The sequence below is a fragment of the Nonomuraea rosea genome (genome assembly GCF_039539705.1).
Taxonomy (GTDB): Bacteria; Actinomycetota; Actinomycetes; order Streptosporangiales; family Streptosporangiaceae; genus Nonomuraea; species Nonomuraea rosea.
In genome coordinates, this window is record NZ_BAABDQ010000008.1 from 33,422 (window position 1) to 55,475 (window position 22,054).

Genomic DNA, 22,054 nt, shown 5'->3' on the forward strand with positions numbered 1-22,054 from the left:
ACTGGGCGGTGACCGGGGAATCAGGAGAACGGCCCAGGCGGCCGGAACCAGCATACGGGGAACCGCCGGAACAAGGCCCGAATCCTGTGCAGATATAACGCATTTCCACGGAGGCGGCAACGGAGGGGAAGTGGTGGCCCACATGCTTTACGTCACCGAGCGGATATCGCGCTTCTGGACCTGGCTCGACGCGGTGGTCACGCACGCCGACCAGGCGCTGTGCGCGAACCAGGACGAGCGGGCCCGTCAGCACGGGTGGACGGTCACCAAGACGGGATTCGGCTCCCGGCACTACCGCGACCCCCGTTTCGACGCGCTCAAGGCCGCCCGGCTCGCCGACGCCGCGCTCTGGGCGGAGGACGCGCCACTACGCACCCCTTCGTGGAGCTGATGGTCATGACCTTCCGTAATACGCGCCACAATCCGTACGTGCCGCTGGAGAGCCTGGTCCTCGTCCCGTCGGCCAACCCGCTCGTGCTGCTCTGGCGGTGGCGGACGGAGATCGCGCTGCTCGGCCTGGCGGGCGCGGCGGCGGCCATGATGGCGGCGGCGGCCGGGCAGGGGTCGTGGTGGGCGCTGTTCGCCCTCGGCGGCACCGTCACCGTCCCGGCCACGGTGCCCGCAGGACGGAAATGGATTCGCCGTCACTTCTGGTGCCTGTTCTCCCGGCACCGGCTGCAGCGGATCTTTCTGGAGACGCCCATGCACACGAGAAAGGGGCGCATTCCGCTGGTGCTCTGGATAACGCCGTCGGAGTTCGGGGAAAAGGCTTACCTCCTGCTGCGGGCCGGGGTTTCCGCGGATGGTTTCGAGGCGTTCGGCCCGGAGATCGCGGCCGCCTGTTTCGCTTCTTCCGTGCGTGTCCACCGGCATTCGCGGCACGCGCAGTTCGTCACGGTGGAGATCGTGCGGCGGGGCGAGGTGCTCGGGGAGGGCCGCTGGGACCGCGCGGGCCAGGACACCGCCCGGCCGGCCGAGGACGGGGACGAGGGCCGTTCCGGCTCCGGCTCCAGCGAGCGGCTGGCCGGCTGACCGGGCCGACCGGGCCGACCGCCAAAAGGCGGCCGGCAGGACGCGGCACCGGCCGGGACGCGGGGGCCCGGCCGGTGCCGCGTACCGGCCAGGCGATCTCCACGACTCTCCCTCGCACGCCCCAAAACCTGAGAAGACAGGCCTTATCGGGTGTCCGTTCGCGGCATAAGGTGCGAGGCAGAGCGAAACGGGGGTCATGCGTGGGGCCTGTTGTGATCACTGGTGGTTTCGGACGGGTGGGGCGGCTGATACGACCGGCGCTGCTGGCGGAGCACCGGCTGCGGATCGTGGACCGGGTGGCGGGCGAGGTGCGGCCGGGCGAGGAGGCGGTGATCGCCGACCTGAGCCGCCCGGGTGTCCCCGAGCAGGCGCTGGCCGGGGCGTCGGGCGTGATCCACCTGGCGGCCGACCCGCGGGTGGCCGCCTCCTGGGAGGAGGTCTACCACGCCAACGTGGTACTCACCCGGCGCGTGCTGGACGCCGCCTCCGCCCGGGGCGTCCCGCGGGTGGTGCTGGCGAGCACGGTGCACGTGATGGGCGAGTACAACCGGCCCGAGCACCGCCCGGTGGATCCCGCCTGGGAGCCGCGCCCCTGCTGCTCGTACGGCCTCAGCAAGGTCGTCGTGGAGGCCCTGGGCCGCCTGCACGCCGACCGCACCGGCGCCTCCGTGGTCGGCCTGCGCCTGGGCGGCCTCGGCTATGCGCTGGACGAGGCCAGGTATCTGGGCATGTGGCTGTCGGGCCGCGACGCGGGCGCCCTCATGCGCGCCGCCCTGACGGCCGGCCCCGGCTGGAGCGTGCACTTCGGGATGTCGGCCAACACCAGGCGGCACTGGGACCTCGGCTCGGCCAGGAAGCTCGGGTACGCGCCGCAGGACGACAGCGAGCCGTACGCGGCCACGGCCGGCCCGCCGGCCACCGTGACCTGCCGGATCTTCGACGACCGCGAGAACCCGCCGGCCGGCACCGAGCAGCCGGGCGGGTTCCGCTAGGCGGACCTCTCGCGGCGTTCCCCGTCACGGTGCTCGCGCGGCACCAGGGTCGGGTTGACGTTGTCCAGCACCGTGTCACGGGTGACGACGACGCGGGCCACGTCGTCCCGGCTCGGCACCTCGTACATCACGTTGAGCAGCACCTCCTCCATGATCGCCCGGGTCGCCCGCGCGCCCGTCCTGCGCAGCAGCGCCTGCTCGGCGACGGCGGCCACCGCGCCCTCGTCGAACTCCAGCTCCACCCCGTCGAGCTCGAACAGCCTGCGGTACTGCTTGATCAGCGCGTTGCGCGGCTCGGTCAGCATCCGCATGAGCGCCGTGCGGTCCAGCGGCTCCAGGGTCGTCACCACGGGCAGCCTGCCGACGAGCTCGGGGATCAGCCCGTACGCGAGCAGGTCCTGCGGCATCACCTGGGACAGCGGGTCCTCCTGGCGTGCGGGCTGGACGGCGGCGAAACCCGCGCCGCCGCGGACGGTCCGGCGCTCGATGATCTCCGCCAGGCCGTCGAACGCGCCACCGGCGATGAACAGCACGTTCGTCGTGTCGATCGGCACGAACTCCTGGTGCGGATGCTTCCGACCGCCCTGGGGCGGCACGCTGGCGACCGTGCCCTCCAGGATCTTCAGCAGCGCCTGCTGGACACCCTCGCCCGAGACGTCCCGGGTGATCGACGCGTTCTCGCCCTTGCGGGCGACCTTGTCGATCTCGTCGATGTAGACGATGCCGGTCTCGGCCCTGCTGACGTCGTGGCCGGCCGCCTGAATGAGCTTGAGGAGCATGTTCTCGACGTCGTCGCCGACGTAACCGGCCTCGGTGAGCGTGGTGGCGTCGGCGATGGCGAACGGCACGTCCAGCAGCCGCGCGAGCGTCTGCACCAGGTACGTCTTACCGCTGCCCGTCGGGCCGAGCAGCAGGATGTTCGACTTGCCGAGCTCGACGGGCTCCTGCTGGGCGGCGCCCCGGCGGACGCGCTTGTAGTGGTTGTAGACGGCCACCGCGAGCGCCTTCTTGGCCCGATCCTGGCCGATCACGTACTGCTCCAGGAACGCGTGGATCTCCCGCGGCCGCGGCGGCTCGCGGGAGCCGTCGGCCCCGTCCTGCAGTTCCTCGGCGATGAGCTCGGTGCAGAGCTCCACGCATTCGTCGCAGATGTAGACGGACGGCGGGCCCGCGATGAGCTTGCGCACCTCTTGCTGGCTCTTCCCGCAGAACGAGCAGAGCAGCAGGTCGCCGCCCTTGCCGATGCGTGCCATCAGGTCAGGGTCACGGGAAGCGCGGCGAGCCGCCACGTGCCCGGGTCCGGGAGGTGCCGCGCCTCCCCGGCGAGCGCCAGGACGGGGAAGCGGCGCAGAAGGGCGCCGAGCGCGATGCCGGTCTGCACTCGGGCCAGCGACGCGCCGACGCAGAAGTGCGGCCCGTGCGCGAACCCGAGCTGCCCCGACGGCTCGCGTCCGAGGTCGAACCGGTCCGGCTCCTCGAACACCCGCGGGTCCCTGTTGACGGAGGCGATCGAGGCGAGGACCGCCTCCCCCTTGGGGACGAGCACGCCGCCGATCTCGACGTCCTCCTGCGTGAAGCGCGGGAAGGTCAGCAGCTGCGGCCCGCACCAGCGCATGAGCTCCTCGACGGCGCGCGGCATGAGGCCGGGGTCGGCGCGCAGCGCGGCGAGCTGCCCCGGGTGCGCGAGCAGGGCGGCGACGGAGTTCGCGATGAGGTTGACCGGTGTCTGCCCGCCCAGGACGAGCTGCCAGACGAGGGTGACCAGCTCGTCCTCGCCGAGCCGGTCGCCGTCCTCCGCCACGATGCGGGCCAGGCCGGAGAGCAGGTCGTCGCCGGGCTCGGCCGTGCCGCGGGCGGCCGCCTCCTGGGCGCCTTCGATGATCTTCGGGATGGAGGCGAGGAAGCTCTCGCCGTGCCCGGCCGCGATGGCGGCGCCGTACGCGCGCCAGCGGGGTCGGTCGGCGGCGGGGATGCCGACCAGCTCGCCGATCACCTCGATCGGCAGCGGCTGGGCGAAGTGCGCCAGGAGGTCCACCGTGCCGTCCGGCCCCGCGTGGCCCGGCAGCTCGTCGAGCAGGTCCGCGACGATCGCCTCGATCCGCGGCCCGAGCTCGCTCGCCTTGCGCGGCGTGAAGGCGGGCGCCACCAGCCTGCGCAGCCGCGTGTGCTCGGCGCCGTTCATCTCGGTCATGCTGCGCATGTACGGCCTGCAGTGCTCCGGCACCTCCGGGCGGATGAACGTGCTCTCGCTCGTCTCCAGCCGGGGGTCGTTCAGCATGGCCCTGGCCTCTTCGTGCCGCGTCACGGCCCAGAACACCGGCATCCCGGGCGCCAGCAGCCGCACCACCGCGGACTCCTCCCTGGGCCGTGTGAACGCGCCGAACGGGTCGCCCAGCACCGTCAGGTCCGTCAGGTCCATCTCGGGAACGTCGCCCATGACCCCACTCCGCGTTTCGAATGATCTCATCATCTGAATGCTCACGGTATCTTGGCTCGGGAGTGAACGGCAACGAGGAGGATGATGGCCCGGCTCACCAGAGCGGAGGCGCAGGAGCGCAATCGCGCCAGAGTGCTGGCGGCGGCCAGGGAGGAGTTCGCCGAACGCGGATTCAGGGAGGCGAAGATCGACGGCATCGCCGATCGCGCCGACCTCACGCGCGGTGCGGTCTACTCCAACTTTCCCGGCAAGCGGGCGCTCTACTTCACCGTGCTGGCGGAGCTGGCCGAGCGGGCGTCCGCGGTGCCTCCCGCCGAGCCGGCGCTGACGGTCCGCGAGGCGCTCGGGGCGGTGGCCCGTACGTGGGTGACCCGGCTGCCGCTGGTCACCGACGACGAGCACGGCCCGACCAGGCTGGGCATGGACCTGATGCCCGAGATCCTCGCCGACGAGGTGGCGCGGAAGGCGTTCGCGCAGGTCATGAAGCTGAACGCGGTGCTGCTCGGGCTCGCGTTGGAGCGGCTGCGGCCACCCACGACGCCGGACGGGCGGCTGGTGCAGCTGGCCGAGTCCGTGCTCACGGTCCTGCAGGGCGCGGGGCAGCTGGCGGGCGCGGCGCCGGGGCTCGTGGACCCGTTCAACCTGATCAGGGTGTGCGAGCAGCTCGCCGACCTCGACCTGGGCGACCGCTGGTCGGTGGCGCCGATGACCCCCAAGGTGCGGTTCGCCGCCGGGCCGTGGTCCCCGCCCGCCATGCTGGACGCCATCACGGGCGAGCCCGCGCGCCTGGCGGCCGACGGCGTGGTGGCGGTGCTGGGGGTGCACCGGCTCTCGGCCGCCGAGGACGCGGTACGCGCCGCGCCGCCGGGGGCGGAGGTCACCGCGGTGGTGGTCACGAGCACGCCTGACGAGCTGATGCCGCTGGCCCGGCTGTGCGTCGCCGAGGTGGTCACGTGCCTGCGCGCGGCGTTCCCGCGACCGGCGTGGCCGCGGCTGCGGGTGGTGTACGACGAGACGGGTGAGGTGGCGGCGGCGGCCGGGGTGGGCGAGCCGCGCGACGCCACGGAGACCGCGCTCCGCGTCGAGTCCGGACGGATCGCGGTGCGCGCGGACGGCTTCGGCGCCTGCCACACCGCCGCCACCACCGAACCGCCCCGCTGACCGGGTCTCAGCTCTCGAAGCGGATGACCACGCGGCGGTTCTTGGCCCGGCCGCCGGGGCTGTCCTTGCCGCCCTCGGTGTTCGGCGCGACCGGATCGGCCTCGCCGTGTCCCGTGGCGGCGATCGCCGGCGTGCCGCCCAGGATGCGGTCCAGCTCGCGTTTGACGCTTTCTGCGCGCTGCCGTGAGAGGCCCGCGTTGTAGGCGTTCGTGCCCTTGGCGTCGGTGTAGCCGTCGACGCGGACCGTGCCGGTGGCCGTACGCAGGCGTTCGGCGATCCGGGCCAGGTGACGGGCGGCGACCGGGGTCAGCGCCGCCTTGTCGAACGCGAACAGCACGTCCGACGAGATCGTGATCTTGGTGAGAGGCCCGTCCCCGGTCTCGGTCTGCAGCGCTTCGACCGTGCCGGTGAGGTCGAGCACGGCCTGCCGGAGGTTCGCGTCGGGCACGTCAGGGGCAGGCGTCGGGCCGAGCAGCGCCGCGATCATGGGGAGCGCCGCCAGGGCGTGGCGGATCATGACGTCACCGGCACGTCGCGGAAGGGCGGCTGGCCGCCGATGCTCACGTCCAGGCGGGTGACCTCGGCAGGGGGCGCGGCGAAGGTGTAGGTCCGCACGCTCGCCTCGTCCGCCTTGATGATCCAGTACGGCGGCTGCAGCAGCGCGCCGGCGGAGTCGCGCACGATCAGGTAGCGCTTGAGCCTGACGTTGTCGACCAGCGTGATCGCCGACGGCCCCGTGCCGGTGAAGTCCTCGACCGAGATGTAGGTCTCGTCCCCGGAGTGGGCGGTGATCGACAGCACCAGGTCGAGCAGCTTGCCGCGCCGTCTGAGCGCGAGCACCTCGACCTCCGCGCTCTTCTTCGCGCCGGGACTGAACGTCGCGGCGGCCACCGGCACGGCCCCCGCGTCCGGCCCGGGTGAGCCGGTGGGCGAGCCGGTCGGCTGCGCGGGTTCCCGGCCGGGCGCGGGTGCGGACGTGGTGGCGGGGGCGGCGGTGGGGGCGCGGCCGGTGCCGGGGACGGCGCAGCCGGACAACGCGAACGGCAGCGCGACTGCCGCGACGATCCATGTACGAGCTCGCATGACATCCTCCCGAACAACGGTCGGGGACCACGGTAAGGAGGAGACCGCCCGCGCTTCGAAGGACAAATACCGCCACGGGCCGCGTACTTTTACCTGCCGCGGCCGGGGCGCGCGGGCCTATGCGGCGCGTGTTTCGTTCTCGATGGAACCGGCGGGGGTGCACGCGCGGTCCAAGACATGGGCGACGTTCACGCCGGCGCCCACCGCGTTCCAATCGCCGCAGGCGCCGGGGCGCTGCTGGACAGCCGGCTGACGCCGCAGACGGCCCTTCCCGTCCGACGGCTCGTGCTGGACGTCGCCCCCACCAATCCTCAGCGCGCGGCGTCCGCGAGGGTGTCGTCGAGGATCCGGTCCAGGAACGCGTCCAGGTTGACGACGGCCCGGGCGATCCGCTCCCCCACCGTGAGCGACTCGAAGCGGGTGCCCAGCTCGGTCTGCTTCTTGTCGCGTACGTACAGCGAACACGCCAGGTCGGCGCAGATGTAGGCGCCGACGGTGTTGCCCTGGCGACCGGCGGCGCCGACCCTGGGCGCGGCGAACAGGGCCACCCCGGGCCCCGCGTGCGGCGTCACGCAGACCGAGCACAGCGTGGACTTGGCGAAGCTCCTGCGCACCTCCGGCGCCAGGCGCAGGGAGACGCCGACGAGGCCGCCGTCGCGCTCCAGGACCAGGTAGGCGCGCTCCGGCGCCCCCGGATCGCGCCAGCCCAGGAAGTCGAGATCGTCCCAAGGGGATCGGGCCAGCTCACGTGGCAGGTTCAGCCGCCGGGCCTCTCCCTTGGAGCAGTTGACGAAGGACGCGCGGATGTCCTGCTCGGTGATGGTCTTCACGGCTCTCTCCTCGTACGAACCTAATCTGGCCAAAGTGGAGCCTAAGGGTCCTAGGTTCGCTGGGACAACCGGATTTTCCGCGTACCGGCTCACAAGGTGGTCGGACGCACCGGGCGGCCGCGCACGCCGGGGTCGGCGGCGAAGAGCGCGCCCGCGTCGGGCTGCTCGGCGCGGTCCACGCCGAGCGCCGAGGTGGTGATGAACAGCCGGTCGAGGTCCGCGCCGCCGAACGTGACCGCCGTGACCTTGCGCACGGGCAGGTCGATGACCGCGTCGAGCCGCCCCTGCGGGGTGTATCTGCGTACCGCCCCGCCCTGCCACAGCGCCACCCACACCCCGCCCTCGGCGTCGACCGTCAGCCCGTCGGGGGCGCCGTGCTCCGGCTCGACGCTCACGAACGGGCGGCGGCCGGTCAGCCCGCCCTCCGGCTCGTAGTCGAGCACGTCGATGCGGCCGGTCTCGGTGTCGGCGTAGTAGGCGAGGGCGCCGTCCGGGCTGAAGTCGAAGCCGTTGGAGATCGTCACCTCCGGCAGCACCACGCGCAGGCTCCCGTCCTGCTCCGCCACGTAGAACGACCCGCGCCCGCGTCCGGCGTCGTAGGCCATGCTGCCGATGTAGAAGCGGCCGTCGGGGTCGCAGCCGCCCTCGTTCATCCGGATCGCCGGGTCGCTCCACGCCTCGCCCAGGGAGCGCAGCGGGGCGTCGAGGTCGTCGGAGCCGGACAGCAGCAGCTCGCGCTCGGATGCGACCAGATAGCCGCCCGACGCGCGCGGCCGTACGACGGCGGCCACCGCGCCTACGTGGCGGCGGCGTACCGCGCCGTCGGCGTCCAGCGCCAGCACGTCGCCCGCCAGCATGTCCACCCACCGCAGCCCGCCCCAGCGGCTGGACCACACGGGCCCCTCGCCGTGCTGGGCGACGGGGTCGGTCACGGTGTACGGGGCGATGGTCATGCCGGGCTCCTCGGCGATCACGGGGGATGTGTACGGTTCCCGACCCTATTGACATCCCCATGGCCGCGGAACCGGCGGCATCCGATCGAGCCGCGGAACCGGCGGCATCCGAGTCGGCCGCGGACCCGGCGGCATCCAATCGGGCCGCGGACCCGGCGGCCTCCGGTACGTCAATACGCGACGGTGAACCTGACCCGGTGGTGGCGCGGCCGTTCCGCCTCGTCGAGCAGCGCGACCGCGAAGTCCTCCATCGAGATCGCCGACCGCCCGGCCGCGTCGACCAGCAGCTCGTCGGCCCCGATCCGGTACGTTCCGGTGCGCTCCCCCGGTTCGAGCAGTGCGGGCGGGCTCAGGTAGGCCCAGTCCACGCCCTGCTCGGCCCGGCAGGCGTCGAGTTGCGCGTTGCAGGCCAGCGCGATGGGCCGCCACGCGGGCGGGAAGTCCGGGGTGTCGACGACGGTGAGCCCGCCGCCGCCCGGCACGGTCAGCCCGGCCGCGCCGCCGACGAGCAGCAGCCGCACGCCGGTCCCCGCCAGCCCGGCCAGTAGCGCTTCGGCGGTCGTGACCAGGTCGTTCTCATGGCCGGGCGGCGGCCGGGTGGCGCTGATGACGAGGTCCTGCCCGGCGCTGAGCGCGGCCACGTCCCCGATGTCGGAGGCGTCGCCGGCGCGGGCGTGCGCGGCGGGGTGCAGCAGGGGGAAGCGGGCGGGGTCGCGGACGACGGCGGTGACGTCGTGGCCGCGCGAGAGGGCCTCGGCCACCACTCGGCCGCCGACGGCTCCGGCGGCGCCGAAAACGGTGATGCGCATGATGGTCAGGACCCCTTGCCGATCAGAACGGGGGCCGGGCCCGGGAGCGGGCGGGGCCTGGGCTGGAGCTGGGCGGTCACCAGGGCCGCCAGGACGACGAACGCGCCCAGCCCCTGGGCGGCTGTGAGCTCCTGCCCGAGTACGAGCCAGCCGAGCGCGGTGGCGACCACGGGACTGAGCAGGCCGAGGAAGGTGACCTTGGTCGCCGACAGCTCCCGCAGGCCCCTGAACCACAGCGCGTAGGCGAGGGCTGAGCCGATGACGGTGAGGTACGCGTACCCGGCGAGGTTGGCGCTGGTCAGCGCGGCCGGCGGAGGCCCTTCGACGAGGAAGGCGACGGGGAGCAGCACCAGGCCGCCGGCCACGAGCTGCCAGCCCGTGGTGGCCAGCAGCGGCGCGGGCGACTGCCAGCGCTTGCTCAGGACGACTCCCGCGGCCATGACCACGGCTCCGCCGAGCGCCGCCGCCACGCCGAGTCCGTCCAGCCGCGCGTCGGCCCGCAGGACGAGCAGGCTGACCCCGGCCACGCCCGCCACGGCGGCCAGCGTGGTGCGCAGGGTCAGGCGTTCACCCAGGAGCCCGGCCGACAGCATGGCGACCAGGAGGGGCTGGATGGCGCCGACGGTCGCGGCCACCCCGCCGGGCAGCCGGTAGGCCCCCACGAACAGCAGCGCGAAGAACACCCCGATGTTCAACGCGCCGAGCACGAGCGCGCGCCACCACCAGATGCCCTTCGGCAGGCGGCGGGTGATGGCCACGAGGAGCAGCCCGGCGGGCAGGGCCCGGATCACCGCGGCCAGCAGGGGGCGGCCGGGCGGGAGCAGTTCGGTGGTGACGAGGTAGGTGGTCCCCCAGATGGCGGGGGTCAGCGCGGTCACAAGTATCATTCGATTGCTTAGCACTAAGACAAAGTATCTCAGCGCTAAGCGACTGCGCCAGGTGATTTACCTCACCGCTAAGACATCGCTAGGCTGGGGCGGTGGCAGATCACGTCGACCTCATCCTCAAGCAGTGGCACGCTCAGCGTCCTGACCTGGACGTCTCTCCCATGGCGGTGATCGGGCGGCTGTCCAGGCTGAAGCAGTTGATCGATGCCGAGCTCCGGAAGACGTTCGCCTCGCACGGGCTGGATCCGGCGTCGTTCGACGTGCTGGCCACGTTGCGCCGCAGCGATCCGCCGCACCGGCTGACGCCCGCCGAGCTGATGCGGGCCTCCATGATCACCTCGGGAGCGGTCACGCAGCGGCTCGACCGCCTGGAGGCGCGGGGGCTGGTGCGGCGTGCGCCGAGCGAGTCCGACGGGCGCGGCGTCGTGGTGACCCTCACCGACGAGGGGCGGGCGCTGATCGACCGGGCGCTGCCCGATCACGTTCAGGCCGAGGATCGGGTGCTGGCCGCGCTCAGCGCGACCCAGCGCGACGGGCTGGCCGGCACACTGCGGGACCTTCTGGAGTCGCTCGGCGACACCACAGACCCAGCGTGACCTCCGAGCCCCGGACCTCGGACACCCGACCTCGGACACCCGACCTCGGACACCCGGCCTTGGGACGCCAGCCGAAGGCCGGGCATCGGGCGGAGGTCAGGCGTCGGCGGAGAGTCAGCGGCGGCGGGGGCGGCGGCCGGTGCCTCCCGGTTTGCCCCGGGTGCCCGCGCCAGGGGCCGGGCGGCGGTCGCGGGGCTCGGGGAGGGCGGCCCAGTGCGGCGGGCGGGTCAGGGTGGCGGGGATCCGGGTGGCGGCGTCGCCCCGGGCCGCGTTCACCTGGGCCTGGGTGAGGAAGATGGCGTCGGTCAGGTCGGCGCCCGCGAGCTCCGCTCCCCTGAGGTCGGCCCCGATCAGGTCAGCGCGCCGCAGGTCGGCGCCCCTCAGGTCGGCCCCGATCAGGTACGCCCCGCGCAGGTTGGCCGCCCGCAGGTCGGCGCCCTTGAGCTTGGCGCCGATGAGGTCCGCGCCGCGCCGGTCCTTGCCCTTGTCACCGGCCCTGACCAGCTCGCTCGTACGCAGCAGCAGCACGTTGACCTCGGCCCGGTGCGCCCCGACGTCCAGCTTCTCCAGCACGTCGGCGCTCTCGCGGCTCAGGCACTCGGTCTCGTCGAGGGCGTGGCGCAGCTCGGCGTGCACGGGCTCGGCGGGCTCCAGCGTCAGCGCCTCGGCCAGATACCACAGCAGCTCGTGCAGCTGCCGCATGACCGGGAACACGGCGTACATCTGCCTGGCCGTGCCCGGCGCCTGCCGCCAGCTCGTGCCCTCGAACGTGACCTGCGAGACCTTCTGACCGGCCCCGAAGCAGTCGAACACGGTGCAGCCGGGAAAGCCGCGCGGCCTGAGCTGCTGGTGGATGGAGCAGCGGAAGTCTTCGCGCAGGTTGTCGCAGGGCTGCCCGGCGGCCTTGTCCACCGCGAAGTCGGCCGAGGCCGCGAACGGCAGCGCGACGCAGCACAGCCCGAAGCAGCTCTCACAGTCGGCGGCCAGGCCGAGCTCGCGCGGGTTCGTTCCGGGCAACGCGCTGGTCTCCTCGCAGGCGGCGGACGGGTCGAGTCAAGGGTACTCAAGGATGGACGTACGGCGTCGTCGTGGTGAGGGGCGCGAACCCCAGCCGCAGCAGGATCGGCCGGCTCTGGCTGGAGGCGTCGACCTGGAGGTAGTCGTAGCCGCGCGCGGCCGCCTCGCGGGCCCGGTAGGCGACCAGCGCACGATAGACGCCCCGCCCGCGCCATTCCGGCACGGTGCCGCCGCCCCACAGGCTCGCGAACCGGGTGCCGGGGTGCATGTCCATGCGGGCCGCGCTGATCGGCACGTCGCCGGCCATGGCGAGGACGGCGATCGCGGTGCCGGCGGCGAGCTGGTCGAGCAGCCGCCGCCTGACCTGCTCCCGCGCCACACCCTGCGCGGGCGCCGCCTGCTGCGCCGGCGCCATCCCGTGCGCAGATGCCGCCTGTTCCGCCGCCGCGATCCCGTGTGCGGATGCCGCCGTGTTCGTTTCCGTGGCGGGGTCGGTGGGCTCAGGGTCTGTGGCGAAGGCGCGTTCGTGGACGGCGGCCACCAGGTCGGCGCCCTCCTCGCCGGTGACCGGAACCAGGCGGACGCCTTCCGGAGCACCGCCGGCGCTCGCGTCCAGACCGGCGACCTCGGCGATCATCACCGTCTCCACGGGCTCGGCGGTGAAACCGGCCGCGAGGAGGCGGCGGTCGAGGTCGGCGGGCTGGTCATGCGCGTACAGCTTCCACTCGAAGGCCCGCCCCAGCCCGCCGAAGTACCGGACCTGCTCGGCGATCGCCCCGTCCGCGCCGCCGGGGTCGAGCTCGGACCAGAGGACGCCGTTCCAGCCGTGCTCGGGCCCCACCTGCCGCACCACGCCGCCCGCCCGCTCGACCCTGGCTCCCGGCGCGTCGGGAGCGGCCTCACGCCGCAACTGCCGGTCGAACGCGGCCAGCACCTCATCACGAATCATCCGGCCACCTCAGCACTCACGCCCCGCCGAGGCAACCGGATTACCGAGCCCGCACGCCGGCCTGGGCCGCGCCTCGGGCGTCAGCCGCCGAAGCGCCGCTGCCTGGCGGCGAAGCTGCGCAGCGCCCGCAGGAAGTCGATCTCGCGGAAGGCCGGCCAGTACGCCTCGCAGAAGTACAGCTCGGAGTAGGCCGACTGCCAGAGCAGGAAGTTCGACATGCGTTGCTCACCGCTCGTGCGGATCACCAGGTCGGGGTCGGGCTGCCCGGCGGTGTACAGGTGGCGGGCGATGTCGTCCACGCTGAGGGTCGCGGCCAGGTCCCGCATCGACTCGCCCGCCTCGGCCCGCTCGTACAGGAGCTCCCGCAGGGCGTCGATCACCTCCTGGCGGCCGCCGTACCCGATGGCCAGCGTCAGGTGGAAGCCGGTGTCGCACGTACGGGTCGCCTCGACGGCGCTCTTGAGCGCCCGCGCGGTGGAGTCGGGCAGCATGTCGAGCAGCCCGGCCACGTGCATCCGCCAGCGGGCGTCCGGCCGGTCGAACCGGTCGGCGACCATCTGCTCGATCACCCGGAGCAGGTAGGCCACCTCCTCGTCCCCGCGCCGCTGCAGGTTCTCCGTCGAGCACAGGAACACGGTCAGGTGATCGATGCCCAGTCCCTCGCACCACGTCAGGACGTGTGAGATGTGGTCCGCGCCGTATTTGTGGCCGATGCTGGGGTTCGCCATACCCTGCTGCCTGGCCCAGCGCCGGTTGCCGTCGATGATCAGGCCTACGTGGCGCGGCAGCGGGCCCGCCATGACCTGACGGCGCAGGCGCCGGGCGTATAGAGCGTGAAGGAGGTCAGTCGTCTGCACCCACCCAGAATGACGCGCCGCGGACCCGGAATCCGATCTTTCCGGATTCTCGGGGCAGAGATGCGAGAGATTGTCGGGATTGATGATGGTGTGGCCGTACCGCACGTGCTCGCCGGCCGGCCCGGTGGCTCACTGCTCCGTCACCGCCAGCTTGGCCCCTAGCGCGACGAACGCCGCCCCAAACCCGCGCCGCATCCAGGTCAGCACCTTCGGCCGGGAGATCACGTGGTTACGTACGGCGGCGGCGAACAGCCCGTACCCGACGAAGACCACGAACGTCAGCAGCATGAACACAGCGCTCAGTTCCAGCATGCGCAGCACCGCGGACGGCTCGCCGGCGCTCACGAACTGCGGCAGGAACGCGAAGAAGAAGATCGACAGCTTCGGGTTGAGTATGTTGATCAGCACCCCGTCGGCGATCACCCTGCCCGCAGGACGCGGGGCCGTCTCCTGGTCCACGCTGAGCGCCCCGCGCTCGCGCAGCGTGCTCCAGGCCATGTAGAGCAGGTACGCCACGCCCGCGTACTTGATGACCTGGAAGGCGACCGCGCTGGTGTGCAGGAGGGCGGCCAGTCCCGTCACGGCGGCCGCCATGTGGGGCACGATGCCGAGCGTGCAGCCGAACGCGGCCACGACCCCGGCCCGCCCGCCGCGCGACAGGGCGGCGGCCAGCGTGTAGAGCACGCCGGTGCCCGGGGTGATGACGATCACGAGCGAGGTCAGCAGGAACTCGATGCTCACGGGCCGGGCCCTTCAGGAGGCGGGGAGTGGTGCGTGCCAGCACCCAACCACTCCCCGGCCTTCTATGTCAATACAGATTGATTTTAGTCGGCCGGCGACCACCCGTCTCCCCAGCCCGCGTCCCTGGCGCGGCGGTAGAGGTCACCCTGGCGCTTGGAGACGGTCACGTCGCGGACCTCCCTGTCGCCGGTGCACAGCCGCAGCGCCACCACGCCCTTGCGTTTCTGCGGATGGCGCAGGACCCGGCCGCCGGCGCGCGGCCACCCGCCGGTCGTGGCGGCCACGTAGGAGAACTTCTCGTCCTCGAAGCTGAGCGTGCCCGCCTTGATCCGCCGGTGCAGGGAGGTTCTGGGGAGCCTGACGGAGAAGTGGCACCAGTCGCGTCCTGGCGCGATCGGGCATCGGCCGTCGTGGGGGCAGGGGGCGACGATCGTCATTCCCTGCCCGGTCAGGACCTCGCGTGCCGCGGCGATGGTGGCGTAGCCCGCGGGGGTGCCGGGCTCGATGATGAGCACCATCGCGGCGTCGGCGGCCAGCCATCGTACGACGTCCTGGCGGTCCTTCTGGGGGAGCTCGTTGAGTGCGTACGACATGGTCACCAGGTCGGCGGCGGGCCGGTCGAGACCGGGGCGGACGGACGCCTGCCGCCAGGCGGTGCCGCGGAGCGCCTCGGACGTGCGGGCCAGGCGTTTGCCGAGGTCGATGATGTGCGGGTCGTGTTCGATGACGGTGGCCTGTTCGAGCGACGGCCAGATCTCGCGGGCCGCCCAGATCGCCGCCCCGGTGCCGCCGCCGACGTCGAGCTGGGTTCTCGGCCGGAACCCCGAGGCCGTTGCGGCGGCCTGGCGCATGGCCGTGGCGGCGGCCGCGTAGGTGGCGGGCATGCGATAGGCCGCGTAGGCGGCGATGTCGGCCTTGGAGCGCAGGTGCGTCTGGCCGGTGGTGGCGGCCGGCGTGCGGTAGCGCTCGGTGAGGCGGGCGACCGAGTCGGACAGCTCCTGGAGCGAGTGGCGGGCCAGGGCGTGGTCGAGAGCGGTTCCGAGTTCGTCGGGAAGCATGGATGGTCTCACCTGATGGAAGCGTGCTGGTCGATGGGGGACGCGGTTCGTAGAGCGATGGCACAGGCGTTGCTCGCATGGCGGGCCGCGATGTGGCGGGGTCGGCGGGTGTGCCCGCGTGGGCGGCCGGGGTGCGGCGAGGTCGGCGGGTGTGCCCGCGTGGGCGGCCGGGGTGCGGCGAGGTCGGCGGTCACGCGGTGCCGGCCTGGGCGAGCGGGCGCCAGGCGACGACCGCGATGGCGACCATCACAACGGCGGCCATCCAGTACGGCGCGGTGATCGTCCACGCCTTGGCGAGCAGGCCGCCCAGCAGCGACCCGACGGCCGCGCCCCCGACGTCGAACAGCGCGCTCACGCTCCCGACCCGCCCCAGCAGCCCGCCGGGCACGACCTGCTGCCTGAGCGTCGCCGCGATGACGCCCCACACCATCGTGTGGACGCCGAAGACGACCAGCACCGCCGCCGCGACGAGAGGCACGGTGGTGGCGGCCAGCGCGGCATGGGTCGCGGCCTCGACGAGGAGTCCGGCCCGCAGCAGCGCCGCCGCCCCGAACCTGGCCTGCAACCGCGCCGCGACCCCCGTGCCCACCAGGCCGCCGACGCCGAACGTGGTCAGCAACACCCCGTACCCGACCTCGGACAGCCCCAGCCGCTGACGGGCGTAGAGCACGAAGACCGCGAACGCCGCGCAGAACACGACGTTCGCCAGCCCCATGCTGAGCGCCAGCGTGCGCATCAGCGGGTGCCGCCACAGCCAGCGCACCCCGTCCGCGATCTCGGCGCGCAGCCCGCCCGGCGCCCGCTCGTACGGCTGCGCGGGCACCGGGCGCACGGTCGCCACCAGCGCGGCGGCCACGGCGAACGACACCGCGTCCACCCCGAAAGGCAGCGCCGCGGCCACCGCGAACAGCCCCGCGCCCAGGGGCTTGGCCAGGAACTGGTTGGCGACGGTGAACGTGGCCATCAGCCGCGCGTTGGCGGCGGCGAGCCGCTCGGGCGGCACGATGGCGGGCAGGAGCGCCGCCGAGGCCGTGTCGGCCAGCGTCTCCCCCACGCCGAGCAGGAAGAACGCCAGATAGATGACCGGAATGCCGGTCGTGCCCGTCGCCACCGAGACGGCCAGCGCGCCGAGCACCAGGCCACGCAGCAGGTTGACCACCACGATCAGCTTGCGCCGGTCGAGCCGATCCACGTACGCGCCGCTGATCAGCGAGAACAGCAGCCATGGCAACCGCTGCGCGAACGCGGCGCCGGCCACCAGCGCGGGATCGGCGGTGAGTGAGGCGACCAGGAGCGGCCCGGCCGCCATGGTGATGCCGTCACCGATGTTGGACACCGCCGAAGCGGTCCACAGCTTGGAGAAGTCCGCGCCAAGGCGCGCGGACATGGAGGCATGCAAAAGAGCTCCTCGGACGGAAGAGGAAACGGTCGTTTACGCGAGCGACCGCTTCAGACGAGGAGCATCGCCCGCCGGCACGAACCCGACGGCGATCGACTCAGCGCGTGCAGCGCCCTCGCCATGAAGCGGCGACGGTGACCTTGCCGAGGCGCATGCGAACCCCTAACTTCCGCCCGATATCAACCGAGGACATTATTCAGCATGCGGCACAGACCAGCACACGACCACCGGTTATACCGCCCCCACCCCACCAGCTCGGGCCACCCCACCCACGAAGGGCGCCCCGCTTACCCAGAAGGACACTGTCGGCGAGCCCGGCATCCAGGAGGTGTCCGGCTTGCTCGCGGCAGGCATCCCGGCTGCGCGGCTCATCGACCTGCCGAAACGGGCCACCTCCCGCCGCTGGAACGCCCCGCCGAGGTGACCGCCGCCCTGACCACGTTCCTGGCGGACACCCTCACCCCTTGACGCACCACCGCAGATACCGAGCCCAGGAACCCGCTCCTGACGCACCACCCCAGGAACCCAGCCCAGGAACCCGCTTGTGGCACACCCCCTCGGGCACCGAGCCCAGGAACCCGCTCCTGACCGAGCGCGCAACTCGCGCCATGCTCGTGCCTCCACCCGCCCCAGGCATGCACCCGCCGACCTGACGACCCCCGGTGCGAGGAGCCCGGTGCAAGGAGCCGACCCCGGAGCGTGGAGCCGACCCCGGAGCGTGGAGCCGACCTCGGAGTGAAGAGCCGAGCCGAGCACGCGATCTGAGCATCGGGACTAAGAACCCGGCAGAGCATGCGGACTTAAGAACCGGGGCTGAGCGCGCGAACTCAAGAACCCGGCTGGAGAGCCGAGTCGAGACCCGGGGCTTCCAGGGGATCCGCTACGTCCGGAGACCGGTCTCGCGCTCCGGGGAAAACCAGATCCGCCCGCTCAGCGAAGTGTCCTCGGTCAGGATCCCGTCGATGACCCCTGCCAGCAGCTCCCGGTGCTCCGGCGGCAGCCCGCCCGCCAGCGTCTCCAGCCGCTCCGCGACCCCGTCGTGCGCCTGCACCGCGATCCGCGCCCCGTCGCAGGTCAGCTCGATCAGGCAGGCCCGCCGGTCACGGGCGTCCCGGATGCGGACCACGAGGCCCCGCTTCTCGGCCCGGTCCACGAGGCCGGTCAGGCTGGACTTCTCCAGGTGCAGCGAACGCGTCAGCTCCGTCATCCCGACCGGCCCGCCCATCAGCAGGCACAGCAACTGGGCCTGCTGCGGCGTCAGGTCGTGCTCCCGGCTGACGTCCCCGAACACCGCCTGCACCAGGTGCGCCAGGCGTACGAGCGCCTCGGTGAACCCCAGGACCGGCTCTTTCGTCGTGACCACGGCTCAGAGTCTAGTTGACAATGGTTTGCGATACGAACTAATTTCCTCATTGTACGCAATGGTTCGCTACACCAACTAATGCAGGCGTCTCCGGCGGCGAACGGCACAACCAAGGAGCCAACCCCCATGCCCGACTACGGCCACGACCTCCTCTTCAGCGCCAACCTGGTGCCGCACGCCCAGCAGGCTGACACCGTCGTAGCCCTCGCCCAGCTCGCCGAACGCGCCGGACTCGATCTCGTCACCTTCCAGGACCACCCGTACCAGCCCGCCTTCCTCGACACGTGGACCCTGCTCAGCTACGTGGCCGCGAGCACGGAGACGATCCGGCTGGCGGGCAACGTTCACCCGCTGCCGCTGCGCCCGCCCGCCATGCTCGCCCAGGCCGCCGCCAGCCTCGACATCCTCAGTCACGGCCGCTTCGAGCTCGCTCTCGGCACCGGCGGTTTCTGGGACGCCATCGCCTCCATCGGCGGCCCCCGCCTGACTCCCGGCCAGGCCGTGGACGCACTCGAGGAAGGCATCCCGATCATCCGGGCAGCCTGGGACACCGGCACACCCGGCGGCATTCAGCACCACGGGGAGCATTACCGGATCGACGGCGCCAAGCGCGGCCCGAGGCCGGCACACGACATCGGCATCTGGCTCGGCGCGTACAAGCCCCGCATGCTCCGCCTCACCGGCCGGCTCGCGGACGGCTGGCTCCCCTCCCTTCCCTACCTCCGGAGCACCGACAAGATCGGCGAAGGCAACGCCATCATCGACGAGGCCGCCACCGAGGCGGGCCGCTCCCCCGAGGACATCCGCCGCCTGCTCAACCTCGGTGCGGAGCTGCCCCCCGCGCAGCTCGCGGAGCTCGCCCTCACGCATGGCATCAGCGTCTTCACCCTCATGGCCGACGATCCCGCCGTGATGCAGCGCTTCGCCCTGGAAACGGCCCCGGCCGTACGCGAACTCGTCGCCGCCGAACGCGACAGGGCCCGTGCCGCGACCGCTCAAGCCACGACTTCACAACCCGCGACCGCTCAAGTCACGACCGCTCAAGTCACGAGCTCACACGCTACGAGCTCACACGTCACCGCGGCGGAAGCCACCGCGGAAGCCCCCATGAAAACCACCGCGGAAGCCCCCAGGGAAACCACCGCGGAAGCCCCCAGGGAAACCACCGCTCCGGACGCCCCCGCCACCTCCTCCCAAGCCGCTTCCGGTCAAGCCGCCAGCTGGCAGACCGGCGGCAGGGCGGCAGCACCGCGGAGCGCCGTGGCACAGGGCACTCCGCTGGCCGCCGTTCCGACGCCGGATGACGGTGTGCGCCTCACCGATGCCCGCGTCTGGGACGAGAGCACCCGCCCTGCCGGCCCCCGCCCCGATTCCGAACGGCGCTACACCCCTCGGGAACAGGCCGACGGCCGCCACCTCATCGACGTCCACGACCACCTGCGCGGCGAGCTCGCCCAGCTACGCGACCTCGTCGACCAGGTCGCCGCCGGCACACTCGACGCGAGCGCCGCCCGCTCCCACATCAACACCATGACCATGCGCCAGAACAACTGGACCCTCAGCGCCTACTGCGAGTCCTACTGCCGGCTCGTCACCATGCACCACTCCGGCGAGGACGCCGTCGTCTTCCCCCGCCTGCGCCGCGCCGAGCCCGAGCTCGCCCCCGTGCTCGACCGCCTCGCGGAGGAACACCAAGCCATCCACAAAATCATCGAACGCATCGATCGCGCTCTCGTCGCCTTCGTCACCGACCCTGGCGGCCTCGACCACCTGCGCACCACCGTAGACCTGCTCACCGACAGTTTGCTGTCCCACCTGTCGTACGAGGAACACGAGCTCGTCGAGCCCCTGGCCAGGCACGGCCTCTGAGCCCGGCGCCCGGCCACCGGACCGCCCAGCGCGCGCCGCCCGAAGCCCACCGCTCCAAGGCGCGCGGCCTCCGGGCAGGGCGTCGCGCCGAGCCACCACGCCTGGGACGGAAGCGGGTGCGGAGCGGGTTGGAGCCGGTTGGGCTTCGCCGCGCCGGACGGCAACGAGGGCCGCTTTCTTTGGGACTGCTTGTGAAGGGGCTGCCGTGATCGTTCCTGGGGGTCTGTACGTGAGGACGCCACGGCAGCCGCGATCGTTCCTATGGGACTGCGTGAGGACTCCGCCGCTGCCATGATCACCGGCAGCCCGTGTCCGCGGCCACGTGTCACCGGGATCCTGGCCACGTACGACTAGCCCACGGGACGCCGCCGGGACGGAAAGGCGTGGCGGCGCGCCACGATCACGATCGTCAGGGCCACCGCCACCAGCGGAAGCGTCGTCCACGGCAGCGCCCCCGCCCCGGCGCCCTCCAGCACCACCCCACCGGCCAGCGACCCCGCCGCGATGCCCGCGTTGTACACCGTGGTCTGCATGGACGTGGCCACATCCGCGCTTTCCTGCCCCGACGCGTTCACCAGGGCCGTCTGCAGCAGCGTCGGCACCCCGCCGAAGGCCGCTCCCCAGGCGGCCACCGCCAGCAGCAGAACCGCCGGCCCACCGGACGTTGAACCGGCAGCCGTTCCGCCCGGCCCCGCCAGCACTCCCAGAACGGTCATCGCGCCGGCCACCATCGCCAGAACCACCACGAGCGACACCCGCAGGAACCGGTCGATCACCGCCCCGATCACCCAGATCCCCGCCACCGTCCCCACCCCGAACACGAGCAGCACCACACTCGTCCGCACACCCCCCGACAGCTCCACGAACGCCGCCACATACGTGTACATCGCCTGATGTCCCACCAGCACCAGCAACGTCACCCCCAGCACCGTACGGATGCCGGGAATGACCGCCACCCTCCGCAACGGCACCCGCGCCGCGGCCGCCTCGCCGGGGAAGTTCGGCACCTTCCACAGCACCCACCCCACCAGGACGACCGGCACGACGGCCAGCCCGCCGAACGCGGCCCGCCACCCGAACGCCGACGCCAGCGCCGCCCCCGCCGGGATCCCCGCGCACAGCGCCACCGTGATCCCCGCCGACACGATCGCGATCGCCCGCCCGCGCCGCTCGGCCGGCACCATCCGCGCGGCGTACCCGACCAGCATCGCCCACAGGATCCCGCCCATGACCCCGGCCAGCACCCGCGCCCCGAAGGTCACCGCGTACGAGGACGACAACGCCGTCACCCCGTTGCAGACCGCGAACCCCGTCAGCGCCCCCACCAGCACCGGCCGCCGGGCCAGCCCGCGCAGCAGCGCCGTCAGCGGGATCGCCGCCAGGAACGACGCCACCGCGTACCCCGTCACCAGGAACCCCACCTGCGCCGGCGACACCTCCAACGCCGCGCCGAGCTGCGGCAGCAACCCTGCCGGCAGCAGCTCCGTCATGACCGCCGCGAACGCCGCCGTGAACAGCGCCAGCAGCCCCGACCACGGCATTCTCCCGACGCGAGGCGCGCAGGTCATCGTCACATCAGACATGTCGAATATGCTGAAACCTTCACATCAATGTGAAGGCAAATCCACACGATCGGGGTACGCCATGAGGATCGGCGAGCTGTCCCAGCGCACCGGCGTCCCCACCAGAATGCTGCGCTACTACGAGGAACAGGACCTCCTCCACCCCGAACGTGCCGGCAACGGTTACCGCCATTACCCGGACGCGGCCGTCCACCGCGTTCAGCAGATCCGCGGCCTGCTCGACTCCGGTCTCACCACGGAGATCATCCGCCGCATCCTGCCGTTCCTCGACAAACCCGACGAGATCCACCTCCACCCGCAGTGCCTCACCCCTGAGCTCGCCGACCTGCTCAAGGCCGAGGCCACGCGCCTTCACCAGCGCATCGAGTGCCTTTCGCGCAACCGCGACGCGATCCACGCCTATCTCGCCGCCGTGGAGGCCTCTTCCCGGTGATCTGG

At 72.4% G+C, this 22,054-nt stretch carries 23 protein-coding genes; 7 read left to right on the forward strand and 16 right to left on the reverse strand.

Translation table 11 applies throughout. The annotated features are described in order from the left end of the window. The first annotated feature begins 142 nt into the window (after positions 1–142). From ABEA43_RS20345 to ABEA43_RS20355, 3 genes are all read left to right on the forward strand, one after another. Positions 143–391: a hypothetical protein gene (locus ABEA43_RS20345; RefSeq protein WP_345563890.1), complete on the forward strand. Its 249-nt coding sequence runs from the start codon at positions 143–145 to the stop codon at positions 389–391. Positions 392–396: 5 nt separating this feature from the next. Beyond that, complete coding sequence (locus ABEA43_RS20350) at positions 397–1,032, forward strand: hypothetical protein (RefSeq protein WP_345563891.1); 636 nt, start codon at positions 397–399, stop codon at positions 1,030–1,032. Positions 1,033–1,244: 212 nt separating this feature from the next. Next, positions 1,245–2,024, forward strand: a complete 780-nt coding sequence (locus ABEA43_RS20355) for an NAD-dependent epimerase/dehydratase family protein (protein WP_345563892.1) — start codon at positions 1,245–1,247, stop codon at positions 2,022–2,024. Here the strand turns inward: ABEA43_RS20355 and clpX are convergent. Both clpX and ABEA43_RS20365 read right to left on the reverse strand, forming a co-directional pair. Then, positions 2,021–3,277, reverse strand: a complete 1,257-nt coding sequence (gene clpX / locus ABEA43_RS20360) for an ATP-dependent Clp protease ATP-binding subunit ClpX (protein WP_345563893.1) — start codon at positions 3,275–3,277, stop codon at positions 2,021–2,023. The two genes, ABEA43_RS20355 and clpX, sit on opposite strands and share 4 nt — an antisense overlap. Further along, entirely contained in the window at positions 3,277–4,461 is a 1,185-nt protein-coding gene (locus ABEA43_RS20365) for a cytochrome P450 family protein (protein WP_345563895.1), read from the reverse strand. Before ABEA43_RS20365 ends, clpX begins: the two co-directional genes overlap by 1 nt. Positions 4,462–4,545: 84 nt before the next feature. On the opposite strand from ABEA43_RS20365, the gene ABEA43_RS20370 reads away from it, so the two are divergent. Further along, entirely contained in the window at positions 4,546–5,622 is a 1,077-nt protein-coding gene (locus tag ABEA43_RS20370) for a TetR/AcrR family transcriptional regulator (protein WP_425570324.1), read from the forward strand. A gap of 7 nt (positions 5,623–5,629) precedes the next feature. Here the strand turns inward: ABEA43_RS20370 and ABEA43_RS20375 are convergent, their stop codons facing one another. The 6 genes from ABEA43_RS20375 to ABEA43_RS20400 form a co-directional block, all read right to left on the reverse strand. After that, positions 5,630–6,139, reverse strand: a complete 510-nt coding sequence (locus ABEA43_RS20375; RefSeq protein WP_345563897.1) for an OmpA family protein — start codon at positions 6,137–6,139, stop codon at positions 5,630–5,632. Then, positions 6,136–6,705 (reverse strand): hypothetical protein, encoded by a 570-nt coding sequence (locus ABEA43_RS20380; RefSeq protein WP_345563898.1) that lies wholly within the window; start codon positions 6,703–6,705, stop codon positions 6,136–6,138. The genes ABEA43_RS20375 and ABEA43_RS20380 overlap by 4 nt, the downstream gene beginning before the upstream one ends. A gap of 311 nt (positions 6,706–7,016) precedes the next feature. Next, a complete protein-coding gene (locus tag ABEA43_RS20385) occupies positions 7,017–7,535 on the reverse strand; it encodes an FBP domain-containing protein (RefSeq protein WP_345563900.1) in 519 nt (172 codons plus the stop codon). Between the two features lie 89 nt (positions 7,536–7,624). Further along, positions 7,625–8,488 carry an SMP-30/gluconolactonase/LRE family protein gene (locus tag ABEA43_RS20390; protein WP_345563902.1) on the reverse strand — a complete coding sequence of 288 codons (864 nt, stop codon included), beginning with the start codon at positions 8,486–8,488 and terminating at the stop codon, positions 7,625–7,627. A 170-nt stretch (positions 8,489–8,658) separates the two neighbouring features. Next, complete coding sequence (locus ABEA43_RS20395; RefSeq protein WP_345563904.1) at positions 8,659–9,297, reverse strand: NAD(P)-dependent oxidoreductase; 639 nt, start codon at positions 9,295–9,297, stop codon at positions 8,659–8,661. Between the two features lie 5 nt (positions 9,298–9,302). Beyond that, positions 9,303–10,184 (reverse strand): EamA family transporter, encoded by an 882-nt coding sequence (locus ABEA43_RS20400; protein WP_345563906.1) that lies wholly within the window; start codon positions 10,182–10,184, stop codon positions 9,303–9,305. A 92-nt stretch (positions 10,185–10,276) separates the two neighbouring features. Between ABEA43_RS20400 and ABEA43_RS20405 the strand changes: the two genes are divergently transcribed. Continuing rightward, the gene (locus ABEA43_RS20405; RefSeq protein ID WP_345563908.1) at positions 10,277–10,780 is read left to right on the forward strand and encodes a MarR family winged helix-turn-helix transcriptional regulator; all 504 of its coding nucleotides are present in this window, start codon (positions 10,277–10,279) and stop codon (positions 10,778–10,780) included. A gap of 114 nt (positions 10,781–10,894) precedes the next feature. Here ABEA43_RS20405 and ABEA43_RS20410 read toward each other — a convergent pair whose 3' ends face one another. The 7 genes from ABEA43_RS20410 to ABEA43_RS20440 all read right to left on the reverse strand — a co-directional run bounded on the left by ABEA43_RS20410 (position 10,895) and on the right by ABEA43_RS20440 (position 18,164). Continuing rightward, complete coding sequence (locus tag ABEA43_RS20410; protein WP_345563910.1) at positions 10,895–11,797, reverse strand: pentapeptide repeat-containing protein; 903 nt, start codon at positions 11,795–11,797, stop codon at positions 10,895–10,897. 46 nt (positions 11,798–11,843) lie between these two features. Then, the gene (locus ABEA43_RS20415) at positions 11,844–12,746 is read right to left on the reverse strand and encodes a GNAT family N-acetyltransferase (RefSeq protein WP_345563912.1); all 903 of its coding nucleotides are present in this window, start codon (positions 12,744–12,746) and stop codon (positions 11,844–11,846) included. Between the two features lie 80 nt (positions 12,747–12,826). Continuing rightward, on the reverse strand, positions 12,827–13,546 hold the full coding sequence (uppS, locus tag ABEA43_RS20420; protein WP_345564340.1) for a polyprenyl diphosphate synthase: 720 nt from the start codon (positions 13,544–13,546) through the stop codon (positions 12,827–12,829). A 186-nt stretch (positions 13,547–13,732) separates the two neighbouring features. After that, positions 13,733–14,344 (reverse strand): LysE family translocator, encoded by a 612-nt coding sequence (locus tag ABEA43_RS20425; protein ID WP_345563914.1) that lies wholly within the window; start codon positions 14,342–14,344, stop codon positions 13,733–13,735. A gap of 83 nt (positions 14,345–14,427) precedes the next feature. Further along, complete coding sequence (locus ABEA43_RS20430; protein WP_345563916.1) at positions 14,428–15,402, reverse strand: small ribosomal subunit Rsm22 family protein; 975 nt, start codon at positions 15,400–15,402, stop codon at positions 14,428–14,430. 190 nt (positions 15,403–15,592) lie between these two features. Continuing rightward, on the reverse strand, positions 15,593–16,789 hold the full coding sequence (locus ABEA43_RS20435; protein ID WP_345563918.1) for an MFS transporter: 1,197 nt from the start codon (positions 16,787–16,789) through the stop codon (positions 15,593–15,595). Positions 16,790–17,681: 892 nt separating this feature from the next. Continuing rightward, the gene (locus tag ABEA43_RS20440) at positions 17,682–18,164 is read right to left on the reverse strand and encodes a MarR family winged helix-turn-helix transcriptional regulator (RefSeq protein ID WP_345563919.1); all 483 of its coding nucleotides are present in this window, start codon (positions 18,162–18,164) and stop codon (positions 17,682–17,684) included. 126 nt (positions 18,165–18,290) lie between these two features. Here ABEA43_RS20440 and ABEA43_RS20445 point away from each other — a divergent pair, with 126 nt between their 5' ends. After that, positions 18,291–20,033: an LLM class flavin-dependent oxidoreductase gene (locus tag ABEA43_RS20445; RefSeq protein WP_345563921.1), complete on the forward strand. Its 1,743-nt coding sequence runs from the start codon at positions 18,291–18,293 to the stop codon at positions 20,031–20,033. 350 nt (positions 20,034–20,383) lie between these two features. Here the strand turns inward: ABEA43_RS20445 and ABEA43_RS20450 are convergent, their stop codons facing one another. Next, complete coding sequence (locus tag ABEA43_RS20450; protein ID WP_345563923.1) at positions 20,384–21,616, reverse strand: MFS transporter; 1,233 nt, start codon at positions 21,614–21,616, stop codon at positions 20,384–20,386. Positions 21,617–21,677: 61 nt separating this feature from the next. Here ABEA43_RS20450 and ABEA43_RS20455 point away from each other — a divergent pair, with 61 nt between their 5' ends. Beyond that, positions 21,678–22,049, forward strand: a complete 372-nt coding sequence (locus ABEA43_RS20455; RefSeq protein WP_345563925.1) for a MerR family transcriptional regulator — start codon at positions 21,678–21,680, stop codon at positions 22,047–22,049. Positions 22,050–22,054: the final 5 nt, after the last annotated feature.